The organism is Rahnella woolbedingensis (assembly GCF_003602095.1).
Taxonomy (GTDB): Bacteria; Pseudomonadota; Gammaproteobacteria; order Enterobacterales; family Enterobacteriaceae; genus Rahnella; species Rahnella woolbedingensis.
Genome location: NZ_RAHH01000042.1, coordinates 17,260 through 37,291 on the forward strand (window position 1 = coordinate 17,260; position 20,032 = coordinate 37,291).

At 54.8% G+C, this 20,032-nt stretch carries 18 protein-coding genes; 3 read left to right on the plus strand and 15 right to left on the minus strand.

The window, feature by feature from the left end:
• Positions 1-30: 30 nt before the first annotated feature.
• Genes lolE through lolC form a run of 3 tightly spaced genes read right to left on the minus strand, consistent with a single transcriptional unit; the run spans position 31 to position 3,180 of the window.
• A complete protein-coding gene (gene lolE, locus D6C13_RS23450; protein ID WP_120135072.1) occupies positions 31-1,281 on the minus strand; it encodes a lipoprotein-releasing ABC transporter permease subunit LolE in 1,251 nt (416 codons plus the stop codon).
• On the minus strand, positions 1,281-1,985 hold the full coding sequence (gene lolD, locus D6C13_RS23455; RefSeq protein ID WP_120135073.1) for a lipoprotein-releasing ABC transporter ATP-binding protein LolD: 705 nt from the start codon (positions 1,983-1,985) through the stop codon (positions 1,281-1,283). Before lolD ends, lolE begins: the two co-directional genes overlap by 1 nt.
• Positions 1,978-3,180, minus strand: a complete 1,203-nt coding sequence (gene lolC, locus D6C13_RS23460) for a lipoprotein-releasing ABC transporter permease subunit LolC (RefSeq protein WP_120135074.1) — start codon at positions 3,178-3,180, stop codon at positions 1,978-1,980. Before lolC ends, lolD begins: the two co-directional genes overlap by 8 nt.
• A 238-nt stretch (positions 3,181-3,418) precedes the next feature.
• Between lolC and mfd the strand changes: the two genes are divergently transcribed.
• On the plus strand, positions 3,419-6,862 hold the full coding sequence (gene mfd, locus D6C13_RS23465; protein WP_120135090.1) for a transcription-repair coupling factor: 3,444 nt from the start codon (positions 3,419-3,421) through the stop codon (positions 6,860-6,862).
• Between the two features lie 72 nt (positions 6,863-6,934).
• Here the strand turns inward: mfd and D6C13_RS23470 are convergent, their stop codons facing one another.
• The 3 genes from D6C13_RS23470 to D6C13_RS23480 are packed head-to-tail and all read right to left on the minus strand — an operon-like array spanning position 6,935 to position 11,510.
• Positions 6,935-8,176, minus strand: a complete 1,242-nt coding sequence (locus D6C13_RS23470) for a cytochrome c (protein WP_120135075.1) — start codon at positions 8,174-8,176, stop codon at positions 6,935-6,937.
• Complete coding sequence (locus D6C13_RS23475; protein ID WP_120135076.1) at positions 8,176-8,724, minus strand: (2Fe-2S)-binding protein; 549 nt, start codon at positions 8,722-8,724, stop codon at positions 8,176-8,178. Before D6C13_RS23475 ends, D6C13_RS23470 begins: the two co-directional genes overlap by 1 nt.
• Entirely contained in the window at positions 8,721-11,510 is a 2,790-nt protein-coding gene (locus D6C13_RS23480) for a xanthine dehydrogenase family protein molybdopterin-binding subunit (protein WP_120135077.1), read from the minus strand. Before D6C13_RS23480 ends, D6C13_RS23475 begins: the two co-directional genes overlap by 4 nt.
• A gap of 209 nt (positions 11,511-11,719) precedes the next feature.
• Here D6C13_RS23480 and D6C13_RS23485 point away from each other — a divergent pair, with 209 nt between their 5' ends.
• Complete coding sequence (locus tag D6C13_RS23485; RefSeq protein WP_120135078.1) at positions 11,720-12,334, plus strand: nucleotidyltransferase family protein; 615 nt, start codon at positions 11,720-11,722, stop codon at positions 12,332-12,334.
• Positions 12,321-13,304 (plus strand): XdhC family protein, encoded by a 984-nt coding sequence (locus D6C13_RS23490; protein WP_120135079.1) that lies wholly within the window; start codon positions 12,321-12,323, stop codon positions 13,302-13,304. The genes D6C13_RS23485 and D6C13_RS23490 overlap by 14 nt, the downstream gene beginning before the upstream one ends.
• 73 nt (positions 13,305-13,377) lie before the next feature.
• Here D6C13_RS23490 and D6C13_RS23495 read toward each other — a convergent pair whose 3' ends face one another.
• The 9 genes from D6C13_RS23495 to D6C13_RS25800 form a co-directional block, all read right to left on the minus strand.
• Positions 13,378-13,914: a glycine zipper 2TM domain-containing protein gene (locus tag D6C13_RS23495; RefSeq protein WP_120135080.1), complete on the minus strand. Its 537-nt coding sequence runs from the start codon at positions 13,912-13,914 to the stop codon at positions 13,378-13,380.
• Positions 13,915-14,277: 363 nt separating this feature from the next.
• Positions 14,278-15,582, minus strand: a complete 1,305-nt coding sequence (locus D6C13_RS23500) for an NAD(P)/FAD-dependent oxidoreductase (RefSeq protein ID WP_120135081.1) — start codon at positions 15,580-15,582, stop codon at positions 14,278-14,280.
• A gap of 323 nt (positions 15,583-15,905) precedes the next feature.
• The gene (gene ycfP / locus D6C13_RS23505; protein WP_120135082.1) at positions 15,906-16,448 is read right to left on the minus strand and encodes an alpha/beta hydrolase YcfP; all 543 of its coding nucleotides are present in this window, start codon (positions 16,446-16,448) and stop codon (positions 15,906-15,908) included.
• A 52-nt stretch (positions 16,449-16,500) separates the two neighbouring features.
• Entirely contained in the window at positions 16,501-17,529 is a 1,029-nt protein-coding gene (nagZ, locus tag D6C13_RS23510) for a beta-N-acetylhexosaminidase (RefSeq protein WP_120135083.1), read from the minus strand.
• 45 nt (positions 17,530-17,574) lie between these two features.
• On the minus strand, positions 17,575-18,405 hold the full coding sequence (locus tag D6C13_RS23515) for a phosphotransferase (protein WP_425272751.1): 831 nt from the start codon (positions 18,403-18,405) through the stop codon (positions 17,575-17,577).
• A 25-nt stretch (positions 18,406-18,430) separates the two neighbouring features.
• Positions 18,431-19,033 (minus strand): penicillin-binding protein activator LpoB, encoded by a 603-nt coding sequence (lpoB, locus tag D6C13_RS23520; RefSeq protein WP_120135085.1) that lies wholly within the window; start codon positions 19,031-19,033, stop codon positions 18,431-18,433.
• Positions 19,034-19,054: 21 nt separating this feature from the next.
• Entirely contained in the window at positions 19,055-19,423 is a 369-nt protein-coding gene (locus D6C13_RS23525) for a YcfL family putative periplasmic lipoprotein (RefSeq protein ID WP_120135086.1), read from the minus strand.
• Positions 19,424-19,431: 8 nt separating this feature from the next.
• Positions 19,432-19,785 (minus strand): purine nucleoside phosphoramidase, encoded by a 354-nt coding sequence (gene hinT / locus D6C13_RS23530; RefSeq protein WP_120135087.1) that lies wholly within the window; start codon positions 19,783-19,785, stop codon positions 19,432-19,434.
• An 11-nt stretch (positions 19,786-19,796) separates the two neighbouring features.
• Positions 19,797-20,032: hypothetical protein (locus D6C13_RS25800; protein WP_208642937.1), on the minus strand; the 236-nt coding region annotated here is incomplete at its 5' end.

Sequence of the window (20,032 nt, forward strand, 5' to 3'; positions counted from 1 at the left end):
AAAACTACGTGTAATAAATCAAACTGTTGCTTACTGTCCGCCGCTGAGTACGCGGGCGGGATCAATTCGGCTTGCGCGACGTGCCGGATACCAGCTCGCCAGCAGGCTCAGGATCAGGGCAGTGACCAGCACGCCCGCGACATCCAGCCAGTGAACTTCCGATGGCAGAAAGTCGATAAAATAAATATCGCCCGACAGGAACTGATGGCCGGTAAGCTTTTGCAAAAAGTTGACGATATTGGTCAGTTGGAAAGCCGCTATCACGCCAATCACCACACCCGCCACGCTGCCGACCAGACCGGCCAGTAAACCGTACCAGATGAAGACCGCGCGGATAAGCCCGTCTTTCGCGCCCAGTGTGCGCAAAATCGCAATATCGCTGCTTTTATCTTTCACCGCCATCACCAGCGTTGAAACAATGTTAAAACAGGCCACGCCGATCACCAGCACCATCGCCATATACATGATGGCACGAACCATCTGTATATCGCGGTACATATAGCCGTAGGTGCCGATCCAACTACTAATGTAGACGTAAGCCTGAGTCACTTCACCCGCATCATGGACTAATTTTTGTGCCGCAAAGACATTATTCACTTTGATATCAATACCGGTCACGCTGCTGCCCATATCCTGATATTGCTGCGCATCAGCCAGCGGCACCATTCCCAGGCTGTGATCAAGCTGCCCGCTGAGCTGCAAAATCCCGGCGACCTGCAAACGGATACGTTTTGGCTGCAACAGTTTCATTTGAGGGTCCCTGTTGGGGATCATCACCGTCACCCAGTCACCCTGCTTCACGCCCACGGCATCGGCGACGCCCTTACCGAGGATCAGCTGTTGCTGACCGGCTTTAAAATTCTGCCATGCGTTGTTTTGTACAAATTTGGGCGCGGCACTGACACGCGGTTCGCTCTGCGGATCCACACCTTTCAGTTGGATAGCGCGCAGTTTGGCACCGTGTTCGATCAGGCCATTGAACTGGATATACGGCGCAGCAGCCACAATGCCCGGCACTTTTTCTACCCTGTCCAGAACGCCCTGCCAGTTATTGAACGGCTGATTCACCGGACGGATTTCGCCGTGCGGAACCACCGCCAGCACGCGCTCTTTCAGCTCGCGCTCGAACCCGTTCATAGCGCTCAGACCGACGATCAGCACCGCCACGCCCAGCGCGATACCGAGCGTTGAAATGACCGAAATCAGCGACACCATGCCGCTGCGACGGCGGCCACGGCTGAACCGCAGACCAATCAATAATGAAAACGGAATGCCTGACATTATTTCGCTCCCAGCAACATCGAGTCCTGCTGCAGCTTGCCGTCACGCATTTCCAGCTGACGCGTCAGGCGGTTAGCCAGTTCCAGCGCATGTGTCACCACCAGAAACGCCGTGCCCTGACGCACATTCAGTTCGCCGAGCAGTTCAAAAATGCTGTCGGCATTGCGCTGATCGAGGTTACCGGTCGGTTCGTCGGCCAGCACCAGCGAAGGATTATTCACCAGCGCACGGGCAATCGCCACACGCTGACGTTCGCCGCCGGAAAGCTCAGAAGGACGGTGATGGCTGCGATGCTGCAAACCCACCGCCTCAAGCATTGCCATGGCGCGTTCCTGCACTTCGGTAGATTTCTTTTTGCCAATCAGCAGCGGCATGGCGACGTTTTCCAGCGCGGTGAAATCCGGCAGCAAATGGTGGAACTGATAGATAAAGCCCAGTTCGCGGTTACGCAATTCAGATTTCGCCGAAGAAGACATACTGTTCAGCGACTGACCTTTGAAAATCACTTCCCCGGAGGTCGGGGAATCCAGACCGCCCAGCAAATGCAGCAAAGTACTTTTACCGGAACCGGACGTCCCGACAATCGCCATCATCTCACCCGGCTGCATGGCGAAGCTCACGTCACGCAGCACGTCGGTGTGCATTTTGCCTTCCTGATAAGTCTTACAGAGGTTTTCACACTGCAATAATAAAGAATTACTCATAACGTAAAGCCTCTGCGGGATGGGTGGCAGCAGCGCGCCAGGAAGGATAAAGCGTAGATAATAAAGCGATTGCCATGGCGACCAGCGCAATGACAACGACCTGCACCGGTTCGATATCGACCGGCAGCGACGCGCCATCGAGCATCAGTCCGATGGCGGGCATAATGGTATTGAGCTGGGTGGCAAGTACCACGCCGAGCACGGCACCGAGCAGCGCGCCGATCACCCCGGCACTGGCACCCTGCACCATAAACAACGCCATAATCTGACGGCGGCTCAAACCCTGCGTTTGCAGAATCGCGACTTCGGCCTGTTTCTCCATCACCAGTAATCCCAGTGACGTAATAATGTTAAACGCGGCGACGGCGACGATCAGGCTCAGCAACAGCCCCATCATATTTTTTTCCATGCGCACCGCCTGGAACAACTCACCGCGACGTTCGCGCCAGTCTTTCCAGCTCGCACCGTCCGGCAGTTTTTGCGTACTCAGGCTGTCAACGTCCAACGGTGTATCGAGGAACAAACGCCAGCCGGTCACATTGCCTTTCGGATACAGCATCAGGCGCGAAGCATCCTGAATGTTGACCAGCATCTGGTAACCATCCACTTCGCTGTTGGCAGAGAACGTTCCGATGACGTTAAACAGGCGCTGGCTCGGGACACGACCGACCGGCGTGAACTGACTGACACTGGTGACCATCAGACGCAGCTGATCGCCGCGACGCACTTTGAGTTGCTGCGCCAGCTGGTCGCCAAGAATGATGTTGTACTGACCCGGTTGCAGTTCCTGCTGGGCGACACCAATCAGGTATTTCGCCAGCGGATCATGCTGAGCAGGATCCACGCCCAGCATCACGCCCACGGCAACGCTGCCGGGGCTTTGTAGCACCACATCACCGGTGGTGAGCGGCACAGCGCGGTTAACGCTTTTCAGCGCTGAAACCTGATCATGGGTGATTTTTTGTGGGTCAAGGGATCCGCCCGGCGTGGTGATTAACGCCTGAGGCATCAGCCCCAGAATGTTACCTTCCAGATCTTTCTCAAACCCGTTCATCACAGACAATACGGTCACCAGCGCCATCACCCCAAGGGTGATACCAATGGTGGATAACCAGGAGACAAACCGCCCGAAGCGGTCCGAAGCACGCCCGCGCATGTAGCGCAGACCTATAAATAACGCGACAGGTTGATACATAACATCCGTTTTAAGTGCTTGGCCGCAAATAAGTGCGTGGCGCAGACTAAAGTGATCAAGGATAATAAAGGCTAGCACCGCTTTATGGAACCACTAACCCAAAGTAATCGGTTTAACTTTGTGACTCTGTTGACCCTTTTATACAGTCAACGGGTTGACCCCGATGACACCAGCGAAGCAAGATACGGTCTGCAAATTGGCCTCCGACAGCCGCCAAAACGAGAACTCAAAACAGCCTATGTCTCAAGATTATCGTTATTCGTTGCCTGAACGTCCGGGTGACACCCGCCTGTTAGGCCAGCTTACGGGCTCCGCCTGCGCGCTGGAATGCGCCCAAATCAGTGAACGCCACACCGGCCCCGTGCTGCTGATCGCCCCTGATATGCAAAATGCCCTGCGCCTGCGCGATGAAATTCAGCAGTTTACTGAAAACAAAGTCCTGAGCATTTCGGACTGGGAAACCCTGCCTTACGACAGTTTTTCTCCACATCAGGAGATCATTTCCTCGCGCCTTTCCAGTTTGTATCAGCTTCCGACCATGGAACGCGGCATCATCATTCTGCCGGTGAATACGCTGATGCAGCGCGTCTGCCCGCATGAATTCCTGCACGGTCACGCGCTGGTGATGAAAAAAGGCCAGCAACTTTCCCGCGATAAACTGCGTGCGCAGCTGGAACAGGCCGGTTACCGCAGCGTCGATCAGGTGATGGAACACGGTGAGTTTGCCACCCGTGGTGCCCTGCTCGATTTGTATCCGATGGGCAGCGAAGAACCTTACCGCATTGATTTCTTTGATGATGAAATCGACAGCCTGCGTATTTTTGACGTGGACACCCAGCGCACGCTGACCGAAGTGGATCACATCAATCTGCTGCCTGCACATGAATTCCCGACCGATAAAAACGCCATCGAACTGTTCCGCAGCCAGTGGCGCGAAAAGTTCGAGGTGCGCCGCGACGCCGAGCATGTGTATCAGCAGGTCAGCAAAGGCACCTTCCCGGCCGGTATCGAATACTGGCAGCCGCTGTTTTTCAGTCAGCCGCTGACCACGCTGTTCAGCTATCTGCCTGAAAACACGCTGCTGCTGAACACCGGCGACCTCGAAGCTGCCGCCGACCGTTTCTGGCAAGATGCCAGCCAGCGTTATGAAAGCCGTCGCGTCGATCCGATGCGTCCGCTGCTTGAGCCGGAAAATCTCTGGCTGCGCGTTGATTCGTTGTTTGCGGAACTTAAAGCGTGGCCGCGCGTGCAACTGCGCACCGATTCGCTGCCTGAGAAAGCCGCCAATACCAACCTGAGTTACGAAAAACTGCCTGATTTATCCGTTCAGCCGCAGAATAAAGCGCCGATGGATAACCTGCGTCGATTCAATGAATCCTTCGCGGGCAGCCTGGTCTTCTCGGTTGAAAGTGAAGGCCGCCGTGAAACGCTTCAGGATTTACTGGCACGCATCAAGCTGATGCCGACGCTGATTACCCGCATTGAAGAAGCCAATACCGCCGGTCGCTACATCATGATTGGCGCGTGCGAACGCGGTTTCCTGGATGCGGATAAACAGCTGGCGCTGATCTGCGAAAGTGATCTACTCGGAGAGCGCGTGGCGCGCCGCCGTCAGGACAGCCGCCGGTCAATTAATACCGATACGCTGATCCGCAACCTTGCCGAACTGCGCCCCGGCCAGCCGGTGGTCCACGTCGAGCACGGCGTGGGCCGTTATCTCGGGCTGACCACGCTGGAAACCGGCGGCATTACTGCCGAATACCTGATCCTGACTTACGCCGGTGAAGACAAACTCTATGTGCCGGTCTCGTCGCTGCATCTGCTCAGCCGCTACGCCGGTGGCGCAGACGAAAGCGCGCCGCTGCATAAACTCGGCGGTGAAGCCTGGTCGAAAGCACGCCAGAAAGCGGCGGAGAAAGTCCGTGACGTGGCTGCCGAACTGCTGGATATCTACGCCCAGCGCGAAGCCAAAAGCGGTTTCGCCTTTAAGCATGATAAAGAGCAGTATCAGCTGTTCTGTCAGGCCTTCCCGTTTGAAACCACGCCGGATCAGGCACAGGCCATTAACGCCGTTCTGACCGACATGACCCAGCCGCTGGCGATGGATCGTCTGGTCTGCGGCGACGTCGGTTTCGGTAAAACCGAAGTGGCAATGCGTGCGGCGTTCCTGGCGGTCTCCAACAATAAGCAGGTAGCGGTACTGGTACCGACCACACTGCTGGCGCAACAGCACTTCGATAACTTCCGTGACCGATTTGCCAGCTGGCCGGTGCGCATCGAAATGATGTCGCGTTTCCGCAGTGCCAAAGAGCAAAACGTGGTGCTGGAAGACGCGGTGGAAGGCAAGGTCGATATTATTATCGGTACGCACAAACTGCTGCAAAGCGACCTGCGCTGGAAAGATCTCGGTCTGCTGATTGTCGATGAAGAGCACCGTTTCGGCGTGCGTCACAAAGAACGCATCAAGGCGATGCGCGCGGATGTCGACATTCTGACCCTGACCGCCACGCCTATCCCGCGTACGCTGAACATGGCAATGAGCGGCATGCGCGATTTGTCGATTATTGCTACCCCACCGGCGCGTCGTATGGCGGTCAAAACCTTTGTGCGCGAGTACGACAGCCTGGTTATCCGCGAGGCTATCCTGCGTGAAATTCTGCGCGGCGGGCAGGTTTATTATCTCTTTAACGACGTTGAGAATATCGAGAAAGCCTCACAGCGGCTGGCCGAACTGGTACCGGAAGCGCGCATTGCCATCGGTCACGGCCAGATGCGTGAGCGTGATCTGGAACGCGTGATGAATGATTTCCACCACCAGCGTTTTAACGTGCTGGTGTGTACCACCATCATTGAAACCGGTATCGATATTCCGACGGCGAATACCATCATTATTGAACGCGCCGATCACTTTGGTCTGGCGCAGCTGCATCAGCTGCGTGGCCGCGTCGGACGCTCACATCATCAGGCGTATGCCTATCTGCTGACGCCGCCGCCGAAAGCCATGTCTGTTGATGCACATAAGCGTCTGGAAGCCATCGCCTCGCTGGAAGATCTGGGTGCCGGATTTGCTCTGGCAACGCATGACCTGGAAATCCGTGGTGCGGGTGAACTGCTGGGCGAAGGCCAGAGTGGCCAGATGACCAGCATCGGTTTCTCGCTGTATATGGAACTGCTGGAAAACGCCGTCGAAGCGCTGAAAGAGGGCCGCGAGCCGTCGCTGGAAGATTTAACCACCAGCCAGACCGAAGTCGAAATGCGTATGCCTGCGCTGCTGCCGGAAGATTTTATTCCTGACGTCAATACCCGTCTGTCATTGTATAAACGCATCGCCAGTGCGAAGACCGAAGGTGAGCTGGATGAACTGCGCGTGGAGCTTATCGACCGCTTCGGTACGCTGCCGGACGCCGCGCGCAATCTGTTGCACATTGCGGTGCTGCGCCTGAAAGCCAAAGAGCTGGGCATCCGGCGTATTGAAGGCAACGAGCGCGGTGGCTTTATCGAATTCGGCGATAAGAACCGTGTCGATCCGGGCTTCCTGATTGGCCTGCTACAAAAACAGCCGCAGGTTTACCGTCTCGACGGCCCGACCAAACTGAAGTTTATGCTGGATCTGACTGATCGGCCGAAACGCCTGAAATTTGTCGGAGATATGCTGAGTGAGTTTGCTGATCATCTGATCTGAGACTGACGCGATAAAAGAAAAGCCCGGTGAACTCAACATTCACCGGGCTTTTTTATACCTTTCGGTTAACCGTTACGGTTTACGCAACGCTTTCACCTGTTCGGCAGTGATATCCCCCGGCAGCCCGCCGAAGGTCACGCGCAGATAATTCACCATCTCGGCAATTTGCGCATCGTTCAAACGATCCGCAAAACCCGGCATCGGCTGCATGCTTTCGCCGTTCGGGAATTCCTGTGCCGGTAAACCATCGAGCACCGAGATAATCAGGTTACGGCCATCCGGCTGGCGCAAAGTGGCATTGTTTTGCATTGCCACCGCGACATGCGGTTTACCGGAACCATCGGCCATATGACAACCGGAACACTGATCCAGATAAGTGATGCGTCCCGCGTCATTACCGCCCTGCCCGATGCTGACCGGCACGGCTGCTGGCGGTTTATCGCCCAGCAAATACGTGACGATCGCGCGGTGATCGGCTTCACTCAGATGACGGGTGCTCAGATCAATTACCTTATGCATCTCGTCAAAGGCAGATCCCTGTGGCGCGATGCCGGTGGCAAGGAATCGGCTCAGATCCGCCGGGTTCCAGCCACGTTGCGCCAGTGCATCCGGCGTGATCGCCGGTGCGGTGATGCGACCGAGCGTGCCGCCTTTCAGATTGCTGTCGGTATCCATCTGGCCGAGTTTGCCGCGCGGGGTATGACATTCGCCGCAGTGACCGAGCACATCGGTCAGGTACTGGCCGCGCTGCCAGTCGGCAGAATTGCCCTGAGAACTGGCAGGCATAGGATCACTGGTACGGAACAACAGGTTCCAGCCAATCATCGCCATGCGCTGGTTGAACGGGAATGGCATTTCGTTTTCCGGTACCGGCTGGTCCACCGCCGGACGCGTCATCAGAAACGCATACATATCGTCGGAATCTTTGCGGGTCACGCCTTTGTAGGAGGTGTAAGGCATCGCCGGATACAGATGACGTCCGCCCGGTGCTACGCCTTTGGTCAGCGCCAGATAGAAATCGTCTGACGTCCAGCGGCCAATACCTTCATCCGCAGAAGGCGTCAGGTTGCTGCCAAAAATTTTGCCAAACGGCGTTTCCAGCGGATAGCCGCCAGCCAGTGGCGCACCGCCGGAAGCGGTATGACACGCCGCACAGTCAGACGCCTGAACCAGATAACGACCGCGTTCGATCTGCGCCGTATCCGCAGTGACTTTCTGCACCGGCGCATCCAGCGTGCGGTTTTCCCGCCACCAGAGCACGGCGATCACGATAATGATCACCACCAGCAGCGCGAGGAAAAGACGTTTTTTCATCACGCATGCTCCCGGATCAGGCCTGGGGTTTTCATAACCACATCACGCACGGCTTCGTAATAGCGTACGTAGCCGGTACAGCGGCAGATGTGATTTTCCAGCGCGCCGTTAATCGCCGCTTCAAGATCTGCCAGCGGGATGGGATTTTTTTCCAGACGCTCAAGCAGCAACGTCGCAGCATTCACAAAGCCCGGCGTGCAGTAACCGCACTGGAAGCTGTAGTGCTCCAGAAATGCCTGCTGAACCGGAGAAAGCTGAACCTCACCCTTGTCATCGGTTTTCGCGTGGCCTTCGACAGTGCGCACTTTCTTGCCGTTGAAGAAATGGGCGCCGGTAATGCAGGTACGCACTTCTTCGCTGGTGCCGCTTTCATGATCGACGATCGCCACGCAGGCGTGACAAATCCCCTGCCCGCAGCCCAGACGGGAGCCGGTCAGCGCCACATATTCGTGCAGGAAATCAATCATCATCAGGCCTTCTGGAACGTCCAGCGGGCCGTATTGTTGATTGTTAATGGTCAGCGTCATTGGCTGGGTTTTGATGCTCATTGTAAAACCTCACGAATATTTTCAGCACGAACAGGCAAATCACGGAAACGGTGGCCGGTGGCATGGGCGATGGCGTTCACCAGCGCGGCGACCACCGGGATCATCACTACTTCGGCCATGCCTTTTGGCGGATCGGTTTCCGACAGCGCAGGCAGGATATCGCTGGTCTGTTTCCAGACCGCCACATCGCTGGCGCGCGGCAAATGGTAACGGTTGAAGTTCCACGTTCCGTTGCCCGGTCCGTCTTCGTACAGCGGTAAATACTCGTGTAATGCGTGGCCGATACCCATCGCCAGCCCGCCCTGTAGCTGGCCGGATACCAGTTCAGGTACGATCAGATTGCCGCATTCCATGATGGAATGGTGCGTCAGGAGTTCGATTTTGCCGGTGGCTATTTCCACCGCGATTTCGGCCAGCGTACCGACCGCACTGTAATAGGTCACAGAAGCGTTATTACGCTGCGTTGGCGGGTAATACACCGCGTCACGCGCCAGCGTGCGGAATTCGTCCGTGCCGTTGCGTACCGCCATGCCATCTACCGGAATGCGCTGACGCACATTGTTGAGGGTGAAATCGGCCTCCGCCCATTGCCAGCGGTTGAATACGTGAACCGCTGCGCCGGTCAGACCTTTCATTTCGTACACTTTTTTCGCCAGCATTTCGAGGCTGAGAATTTGCATACCGTTAGCGGTCAGGCCGCCCTCCACCCAGCGGGCATCTTCTTTGCGCACCACATAAGGGGCAGCCTGTCCGCCGCCAATGCCGGTTTGCCAGATAGCCATCGCCGCAGGCCAGATGCCGTTGTCAAATATCAGGCGCGCTGCTTCGCGGGTGCTGTGGGAGAAGTAGTAGGCTGAGTTACTGGCGCTGGATGGCGAGCAGTAAGACGGCGACCAGCGCGGATTGGTTTGCAGTTTGTCCTGCTCTTCCTGCGACATAATGTACGGATCACCGCTGGTTTCCACCGGCAGTACTGACCAGTCAGTCACCGAGAAATGCGCCTGTTCAGCCGGTTTTCCCAGCCATTCGGCGCACAGAACGGACTGAGACGTCGACATCCCCGTGCCCATTTCTGCACCGCTGTGCCACAGGCTGATTTCGCCTTTTTCGCTGAGTTCCACGCGGGCGAAAGAAGTTTCCGCTCCGGTGCCGAAGTCCTTCTGCACGCAGCCAAAACCGACGCCATAACGTTTACCCGGATTCTGGCTTTCGTATTCGGCTTTGCGTTTCTGGCGTTCTGTCCATAGCGGATGTACGGCAGCTTTTTCCAGCACTTCATCGGCGCGGATTGCTCCGGCAGGGATCGCACCTTGGGTATTTTTCACCCCTGATTTCAGGACGTTGCGCATACGGAACGCAATCGGATCCAGCTTCAGCTCGGCAGCCAGCTCATCCATCATCATTTCCGTGGCGGCCATGCTTTGCAGCGTACCGTAGCCGCGTGCGGAACCGGCATCGAGCGCGCGCGAAGCCAGGCCGACAGCGGATAAATCACTTTTCGGGAAATAGTAAATCGACTGGGCTGCCGTTGCGCCAACCATCACCACCGACGGTGTGAAGTTGCTGCGCCCGCCGCCATCTGCGGTCATTGCCGCGTGGAATGACTGCAACATGCCGGTTTCGCGATCCACGGCAATGTCGTAATTCATATCAAACGCATGGCGTTTGAGCGCTGACTGGAACTGTTCGAAACGGTCATTCGCCAGACGCACCGGCGCGCCGTCGCCATACATTGCCGCGACCGCACCGTAATACGGGAAGTTATAGTGATCTTTCGACCCGTAACCGACGGTGTAGCACGGGTGCATAATCAGCGTTTTCACCGTGCGGTGCGATTTCGCCATCATGCGCGGCATTTCATCGGCCACTTCCTGCGGTGACTGCGTTGGCACCACCATATGCAGCGTTTGCGTCGCGGCGTCATACCAGCCGTTGGCATTATCCGGCTCCAGCGCGGAAGTATCCACGGATTGCGTGGTGAATTTGCGTGACATCACCAGCCAGTCTTGCGGCGGCGATTTCAGTTCATCCGCCATTTCGCCCGCGTAGTACATACCCTGCTCGTCCAGCTTGCCGCCTTCGCGCCCTTCCGGCCAGACCGGCAGATGTTTGCGCATACCGACCGGGAAGACAGGCATATCTTTCAGACTGGAGAATTTGTCGTCTTCATAGGCGGTTTCGCCACCGACGCGCACGAAGCGGAACGTTCCCCACGGATCACGTTCCAGCGGGCCGGTTTTCTCACCGTAGCGCACCACACCGTCTTTGAATTTCAATGCATTCTTGGCAAAACGGAATTTGGCAAAATCCTGATACACCAGGATCGCCACCGCTTGTCCCAGGTAGGCAGGCGTTTTGCCTTCCGGCAGCAGCATGTCGTCGCCATAAAATGCCGGGAAGGCCAGACCGTCGCGCGCCAGCACGTCAGCCGTGACCAGCTGATCGGGCTTTAGATCATCACCTAATAGTGAGAGATCCAGACCGGTATAAATCTTATCGGCTTCGGTCGCACGAATGATAAAGGCGTGCGCCTGTTTCTGTGGCCAGTGCGGCATGTCCTTGGCGCGGATATCGCGGGCAAACACTTTCTGCCCCATGACTTTCGCTTTGCCATCAATACGGAAACGGACCCGTTTTTTTTGCGCATCCCACTGGGGAGATTGCAGAATTTTTTCTTCGAACAGTGCGGCGTAAGCCCGACTGTGCAACGGCGCGAGATAAACGGAAACGCCAGCGATCACAGCGCCTTTCACGAAGCGCCGTCTGGACGGGTTGAAATTGCTCATAAATTCCCTTGATTCTTTTATGTCTTCTTATTGTTCAGTAGTTTCTAATATTCTAAAAATACCGATTATCGTGGGCGATTATATGTACGCAAAACCTTATAAGCTATGATGGAAAACACATTTTTAATATCTCATTCACAATTGTGCGCAAAAAAGTGAGATAATTCGTTTCCGTTGCGCAAACAATAACCAGAAGGGGTAGGCGCAAAATGACCGGTATTATTCTTCTCGCCGCAGGGTCAGGAACACGATTTATTGCCGCCGGGGGGGAAGGAAACAAGCTCAATGCGATTCTGAGTCAAACAGCAGAAAATCCTGCCACTGTTTTTGAAACTACGCTGAACCAGTTAATCGCCAGCGGTCTGCCGGTTCATGTAGTCACCCGTGCGGAGAATATGCAGGTTCAGGCCAGTTGCGCACGTCAGGAGGTGTCTTTCACCCTCACCGACAGTGCCGGAACTGGCGAATCGATTGCCGCCGGTGTACGCGATACGCCGCAATGGGACGGCTGGCTGATTCATCTGGCGGATATGCCCTTTGTTACGGCAGAGGTTTTCGCCACAGTGGCCGCCGGCCTGAGCCAGGCGCAGATAGTGCGCCCCTGCTGGCAAAATGAGCCGGGACATCCGGTCGGTTTTGCCCGCCCGATGAGAGAAAGACTTTTGCAATTACGTGGCGACCACGGTGCGCGCGAGCTTCTCCGTGACCGCGACGTTTTACGACTCAATTTAAATAACCCGGCGGTGATTGCAGATATCGATCTGCCGGAGCAACTCCGCGATCCCCCGCTTTTTCAGAACGGACAACTGCATGCAGCATCTTGATAATCAGGTTATTTCTCAGGCGATGAAATGGCTGGCACACCAGCCGGTCTGGCTTTGTACGGTGCTGACCACTTACGGGTCATCGCCGCGTGCGCCCGGCGCACTGATGGTGGCAAACGCCGATGGCCATTTTTGCGGGTCGCTTTCCGGTGGCTGTGTTGAAGAAGATTTCCTGCAACGCATTGCGGCAGGTGAATATCAGCAGGCCAGCCAGATTGTACGCTACGGAGAAGGCGGGCTGACGCCAAATATTGCCCTGCCGTGCGGCGGTTCGCTGGATGTCCTGATCGAATATTTACCGGCAACGGCAGGCAATCTCGATTATCTGCAAAGAATGGGAATGGCGCTGGCGGGACATTACGCCCTGACCAAGTCACTTTCCCTGCCCGCAGCCTGTGATCATCTGGAACTGACGAATTATCATAATGCGACTCAGGTGATGCGCAACGACGATTGCATCACGCTGCATCTGGCCGCCCCGCCGCGCCTGCTGATTGCCGGATTATCGAGCGTCGCGCTTTACTGCGCTGATTTTGCCTGCGCGCTGGGATTTGAGGTGATTGTCTGTGAATGCCGCGAGGATGTGCTGGAAAACTTTCAGTCTTCACTGAAAGCCGGTATTCGCCTGGAAAAACAATTCCCGGCTAAATATCTCGAGGAGCAAAGCTGTCATGCCAATACGGCGATTGTCGCGCTGACCCATGACCCGAGAATGGATGATCTGACCCTGATGGAAGCGGTGAATACTCCCGCGTTTTACATTGGCGCGATGGGTTCACAGAAAAACAGCGCACGCCGCCGGGAACGCCTGCAAACCATTGCCGATTTCTCCCAAGAGGATTTTGCCCGGCTGCACGCCCCGGTAGGGCTGCCGATTGGCAGCAAAACCCCGGCCGAAATCGCGCTGGCGGTCATGGCGGATATTGTGAAACATAAAAACGGCGTTAAACATCTCAACACAACTGCCTGAGTGTTGGATACTGCGCATAAAAAAAGCCTGAGGTTTGCGCCTCAGGCTTATTGTTGCTGCACTTATCACATCATTACGAGCGGGTAAGTTGCAACTGACCGCTTTTATCCAGCGGGATTTGAGTGCCCGGATCGTGGTCCATACGAACTTTACCCTGCTGATCGCCTATTTTATAGGTCACATCATAACCGAGCGTTTTATCTGCTTTGTCATACACGGTTTTACAGCGCTGCTGCTGAGTCGTGTAGGTATCGTTATTCTGCATACTGCTTTGCACGCGGTTCCCCGCATAACCACCACCCAGCGCACCGGCTACCGTGGCGACATCACGCCCTTTACCGCCACCAAACTGGTGACCCAGAACGCCACCGGCAACCGCACCCAGTACAGAACCCGTGATCTGATGCTCATCCTGCACAGGACGGCGGTGAGAGACGGTCACGTCACGACATTCCTGACGCGGAGTTTTTGTGGTCTCTTTGATTGGCGTCGCACTGACAACCTGCGCATATTGCGGGCCAGACGAAAAGACGTTCATGCTCGCAACGCCAGCAATGCCCAATGCCGCAGCCACACCAATACCGACCCCAGCTAACATTGACTTGTTCACAGGACTTCCTCCGAAAATGTTACCACGCAATTCGCCCCGTAAGAGACGTGCCTCAGTGGATAACAACACATCTGAGGTTCGGCGTGCGTGAATCGCCGTCTGAAAACTTATTGGTTAAGTCTGCCCTTCATAGCCTAAGCAAACAATAAGACGAACTCTGTAAGTGAGGGAAATGGCCTGCCCGAGGGGGTGTTTAGGAGGATTCTTAGCTGACAAAGCAATATTGACGTGATTTTCTGCTATTTGGGCGTCTATTGTGCAATTGGGGTATTCATTATACGAACAGTAAAAAAGCCTGTATTAAACAGGCTATTAGGTATGAAACGATTCAGCTGGCGTGCAAAAAAACGCCAGTGAACGAAATCAGTGCAGTTTCAAACGCGGGCGGATCACACGGTTAATTCCGCCGACCAGCATCATCAGACCGGTTTTGATATAACCGTGCAGCGCAATCTGATGCATACGATACAGAGAGACGTAAACCAGTCGCGCCAGCCGCCCTTCGACCATCATAGACCCCCGCATCAGGTTACCCATCAGGCTGCCGACAGTACTGAAGCGTGAAAGGGAAACCAGGGAACCGTGATCTTTATACACGTAGGGTTTCAGGCTCTGCCCTTTGCGCTGCGCCATGATGTTGGCGAAACAGCGGGAGGCCATCTGGTGCGCGGACTGAGCGCGAGGTGGCACGAAGCCGCCTGACGGTTGAGGACAGGACGCGCAGTCACCGATCGCATAGATATTCGGGTCACGCGTGGTCTGCAACGTCGGCTCCACCACCAACTGGTTAATGCGGTTGGTTTCCAGACCGGCGATTTCTTTCATGAAATCAGGCGCTTTAATCCCCGCAGCCCACACCATCAAATCGGCATCAATGAATTCGCCAGACTTGGTGTTCAGGCCATTTTTATCCGCACTGGTGACCATGGTTTGCGTCAGAACGCGCACGCCCAGTTTGGTCAGTTCGTTGTGCGCCGCAGCAGAAATACGTGGCGGCAGCGCAGGCAGAATACGCTCGCCGGCTTCCACCAAAGTGACGTTCAGCGCTTCGCTGTCGAGCCCTTCAAAACCGTAGCTGTGCAGCTGTTTTACCGCATTGTGCAGCTCGGCAGACAGCTCAACGCCGGTCGCACCGCCACCCACAATCGCGATATTCACTTTCTTCTGCTTGTCGGAACTGGCAGAGAATTTGAGGAACAGGTTCAGCATTTCGTTATGGAAACGGTGTGCCTGATGCGGGTTATCCAGGAAGATGCAGTGGTCTTTCACGCCCGGCGTGCCGAAGTCGTTAGAGGTACTGCCCAGTGCCATCACCAGCTGGTCGTACGCAATATCACGTACCGGCACCAGCATCTCGCCGTTCTCGTCGCAAATTTCAGCCAGTTTGATGGTCTGATTTTCGCGATCGATATCGGTCAGTGAGCCAATCTGAAAGGTAAAGCCGTGGTTACGGGCATGAGCCAGATAGCTCAGAGCATCCACACCGTCGTCCAGGCTGCCGGTCGCCACTTCGTGTAACAGGGGTTTCCATAAATGGCTGTGGTTACGGTCGACCAGAATGATCTCCGCTTTTTTCTTGCGGCCAAGTTTATGGCCCAGGCTTGTCGCCAGTTCCAGACCGCCGGCGCCACCGCCGATTATCACAATTTTCTTCATTGGTGATGTCAAAATGACCCCCTCAAATGTGAACCAATTGTTATATAAGAGTAAAAATATTATCCTTATATTACATAGGGTTGCTTAAGTTAAATCGGTATCTGAGACGGAGGATATCATGCGTGGTGATTTGGTCATACCAAAATTGATATAGGTCAATTTAAATTCAATTGGCTAATTTGACTTAGGGAAATGGCACGTATTTTGACAGCTTTAAATCAGCGGGTTAGACAGGAAATGGGCAAAAAAATGATTTCAGGCAGCAGAAAAAGACAAATAGAAAACCACTGCTTTCGGGCAGTGGTTTTAAAGGATTTCAGAAATGAAATGTTAAATCAGGCGATGTTTTTGAACGCTTTGATCCGCTGAAGATGGGTCGAGATATCCTTGAACTTATGGCTCTGATGTTCATCCCATTCAACCGGATAGTAATGATGAAGCTTCTCGGCCGTTTTCTTGCTGTCGAGCACGCCGTCTTCGCGGGATAAAATCACCAGGCAACGGTCGCGGTTTTTCTCGCGAAAATCACTGATGCATTTCGTGGCGATGTCTTCGTACTCTTCGGGGCGGTCGATTTTTCCGGTCATAGTGTCCTGCGGTGATAAGTTCGGATTGAACATCACCTGACGGATACCACACAGAAAACCGATGCGTTCAGCCCAGAATCCACCCAGCCCAACACCGCAAATCAGCGAATTTTTGTCGGTGGTTTCATGCAGCACTTTATCGACTTCTTTGAGCAAGTGTTGCATGTCGTGGCGCGGGTGCAGCGTGCTGTAGCTTATGAAACGGACGTCGGGGTCAATAAACTGCAGCTGCAACACTTTCTCATGGTTACCGGGACTGGTTGAATCGAAGCCATGCAAATAGATAATCATCGTTTACCTCATCCTGAATGTGCGTTGAAACCCTCACGCGGTCTGAAAAACGTTACCGGGCAGTTTCTTTATGTTCCTGCCAGCGGGCGTCGAGCGCGGTCAGTTCACGGTTTGCCTCTTTCCAGCGGCTCGAATTTTGCAGGTCCTGACGGGCCTGTTTTCCACTGTACAGTCCACGATGATACAACTGCATAACGCGTTCAGCTTTGACCGGAGACAGGTTATCCAGCACGCTCACTGCGCCCTGACGGTTATTGCAGGCCAGGATCATATCGCAGCCCGCATCCAGAGATGCCTGAGCACGCTCCGGATAGCTGCCCATAATCGCGGCACCTTCCATCGAAATATCATCGGAGAAAATCACGCCGTTGAAATTCAGTTCCTTGCGCAAAATATCCTGCAACCAGTACGGCGATCCGCTGGCAGGACGCGGGTCAGCCTGCGTATAAATCACGTGTGCAGGCATCACGGCATCCAGCAATTTACGCTCATTCAGCTGGCGGAAGATTGCCATGTCGTGCTCGCGGATAACCTCCAGCGGCCGATCGTCACGTGGCGTTTCTTTGTGGGAATCCGCACTGACTGCGCCATGTCCGGGGAAATGCTTACCGGTGGTTTTCATGCCGGCTGCATGCATGCCGAGAATAAACTGCTCCGCCATATCCAGTGCTTTCTGCGGGTCGGCGTGGAATGAGCGCTCGCCAATCGCCGCACTGATATGACCGATATCCAGCACCGGCGCAAAGCTGATGTCGATATCCATAGCAATCATTTCTGACGCCATCAGCCAGCCGCCCTCCTGTGCCAGACGCGCCGCTTCGTGTGGCGTATTGATCGCCGCAAAAGATTGCGCAGCAGGCAGACGGGTAAAGCCTTCGCGAAAACGCTGCACGCGCCCGCCTTCCTGATCCACCGCCAGCACCAGACGGTCATGGGACGCGGCGCGGATCTGGCGGATCAGTTCATGTAACTGATCAACGTCATGATAATTTCGGGTAAATAAGATCAGTCCGCCCACCAGCGGGTGCTGCAAAATTTCACGTTCTTCGGCATCCAGCTCATAGCCAACGACATCCAGCATTACAGGTCCCAACAAAATGGACGCTCCTTTTCTTTTCAGATGATTTCAGGGACGCAACGGGTGCGCCCATTCACTGTACCGATTTTCGCCAGTCTGCTGCCAGCGCACTTCAAACCACATCAGCATCAGGTAATCGACCCAGGGGATCCAGCGGTTTACCTGCTGCTGCAAAAGCGTTATTTCCTGATAGCCGCCCGCATTGACGTACTCATTCAGGAATGTATTTTGTTGCTGTGCATTCCAGCCATTACCGCGAACAATGGCGGCCAGCTCAAGGGCAATATCCGCATTCGCCGCATATTCCCAGTCAATCAGCCGCAGGCCATCTGGCGTATTCAGCACATTGCCTGCGTGAATATCCATGTGCACCAGCGCCAGTTTCAGCGGCAAGGGCGGATTTTGCGACAGCATCTTGCGGTGCAAACGCAGCCAGCGCGGCGTCAGCCTGCGCCGGTCGATATGTTGCCAGTAACGCGCAAACTGCTGCTGTAAATCCAGCCGGTAGCCTGACGGCGCCAACTGATGCAGCCTGACCAGCATCTGGCTCAGCGCCTGCTGTGTGGCAGGCGTCGCGAAGTCCTGTTCAGTCAGCGGCGTGCCGTCTATCCAGTCAACAATCAGCCACGGCGGCGAATAAAGTCTGACACACGGCCCTGACTTTTGCCGCGCGACATGCCGCAAAATCGCAGATTCACGTTGCCGGTCAGCCCCTGCAATTCGCTTCTCATAAGACTGATGTCGCGCCAGCCAATTACCGGCGGGCGAGGTTATTTTCCAGCTTTCACCCGTCAGCCCTGCGACCGGTGATAAACGAAAACCGGCGGTATTCACCGCCGGATAATGTTTTTCGAACAGTTGCTGTAGTTCGGATGGCACAAGTTCGGATTGCACAAGTTCAGCGTTAATTCTGAACAGCACCGCGGCCTGACCAGACGATTTCGCCACTTGGTGCGGTAATCAGACGCATCGACATCGTCGGCGCTTTCACATCGCCGCTGACGGTGCTGTAAAGCACGTACTGCGCTTTCACGATATTTGCCAGACCGATGGCTTTGCTGACCGAAGCGAGGCTGTCATCCGGCGATAATCCCAGTGACTGTTTGGCTGAAGACACCTGTTCTGCCGGAACCACCTGGAAAGTCGTATTGTTCGCCAGCGTACTGCGCAGGGCATCCGTCGCTTTGGCCATTTGCAGAGAACCGTTGGTACTGTTTTTCACGCCATCGACCAGCAGAACGCTGCCTGACTGCACACCACCGGCTTTGAGCATTTTTGCCAGCATCGGCTCAACGGTTGCCGTCCAGTCAATATTTGCGAATTTTGGCGGCTGCGGAACCGGCTGAACCTGTGGCTGCTCAGGCACTGGCGGATTGACCGGCGGCAGTGGCTCTTGCGGTTGCTGAGGTTGTTCTGGCTGCTGAGGCTGCGTCTGTTGCTGGTTTGGCAAAGTACAACCGCCAAGGATCAATGCGGCCATTGCCACAATGAGAAAATACTTTTTCATCAACCTTCTCCGTACGGGAATTTAGAGATAAAGGTACATGCGCACACTGTACGCATCGAGATTGCCATTGAGCGAACTGATGTCAATGCTGCTGTTGGCCGGCACGGTGACAGTCCGGGATTCGGCAACCGGTAATAAATCCAGTCCCTGCTTATCATACCAATAGAAACGGTAATGCAAGGTGACAGGATGTGGCTGGTTATTATCGAGTGTACTGGTGGCCTTTTTCTGTCCACCGGAATCAGACACTGATGGCGAACTCGGGATGATCCCTGCCGTCAGAACGGGGGATTCCATTACCACTCTTTGCTGATTGTTGAGCGCAATACCAGGCTTGCTGCTACAGCCTATCAACAAAATTACCGGCAATAATGCCATCAGGAAACGCATGTTTACCCTTACTGACGTGACAGCAATGGACCCAATGCACGGCCACCGACCAGATGCATATGGATATGATAAACCTCCTGCCCGCCGTCGCGGTTGCAGTTGACGATCAGACGGTAGCCGCTTTCGGCAATCCCTTCCTGTTCGGCAATTTTAGCGGCAACCGTCATCATTCGGCCCAGCGCAGCTTCGTGCGTGGCATCAACGTCATTCATTGTCGGGATCAGGATATTCGGGATGATCAGAATGTGGCTTGGCGCCTGAGGAGAAATATCGCGAAATGCAGTCACCAGTTCGTCCTGGTAAACCACGTCGGCGGGAATTTCACGGCGAATAATTTTGCTGAAAATTGTCTCTTCGGCCATCTTAACTGTCCTTAACAAAGTAAAAAGCGTTGTACGCAGTATGAGTTAGAATTTCCATTCCTTTCAACCTGATTACGCTTTTTGATGCTTAATTGACGCAGAAAGCGCCAGCGGCAGGCAGCGGTAACCATTGTGCCAAATCGCAGGCGTAAAAAAAGGAGGCCGAAGCCTAATGCCGATCGTTTAAGGATCAGTTGACCGATCCGGTGGCTCGTGTAAAAAGGGTTCATGCTCAACATGGACCCTT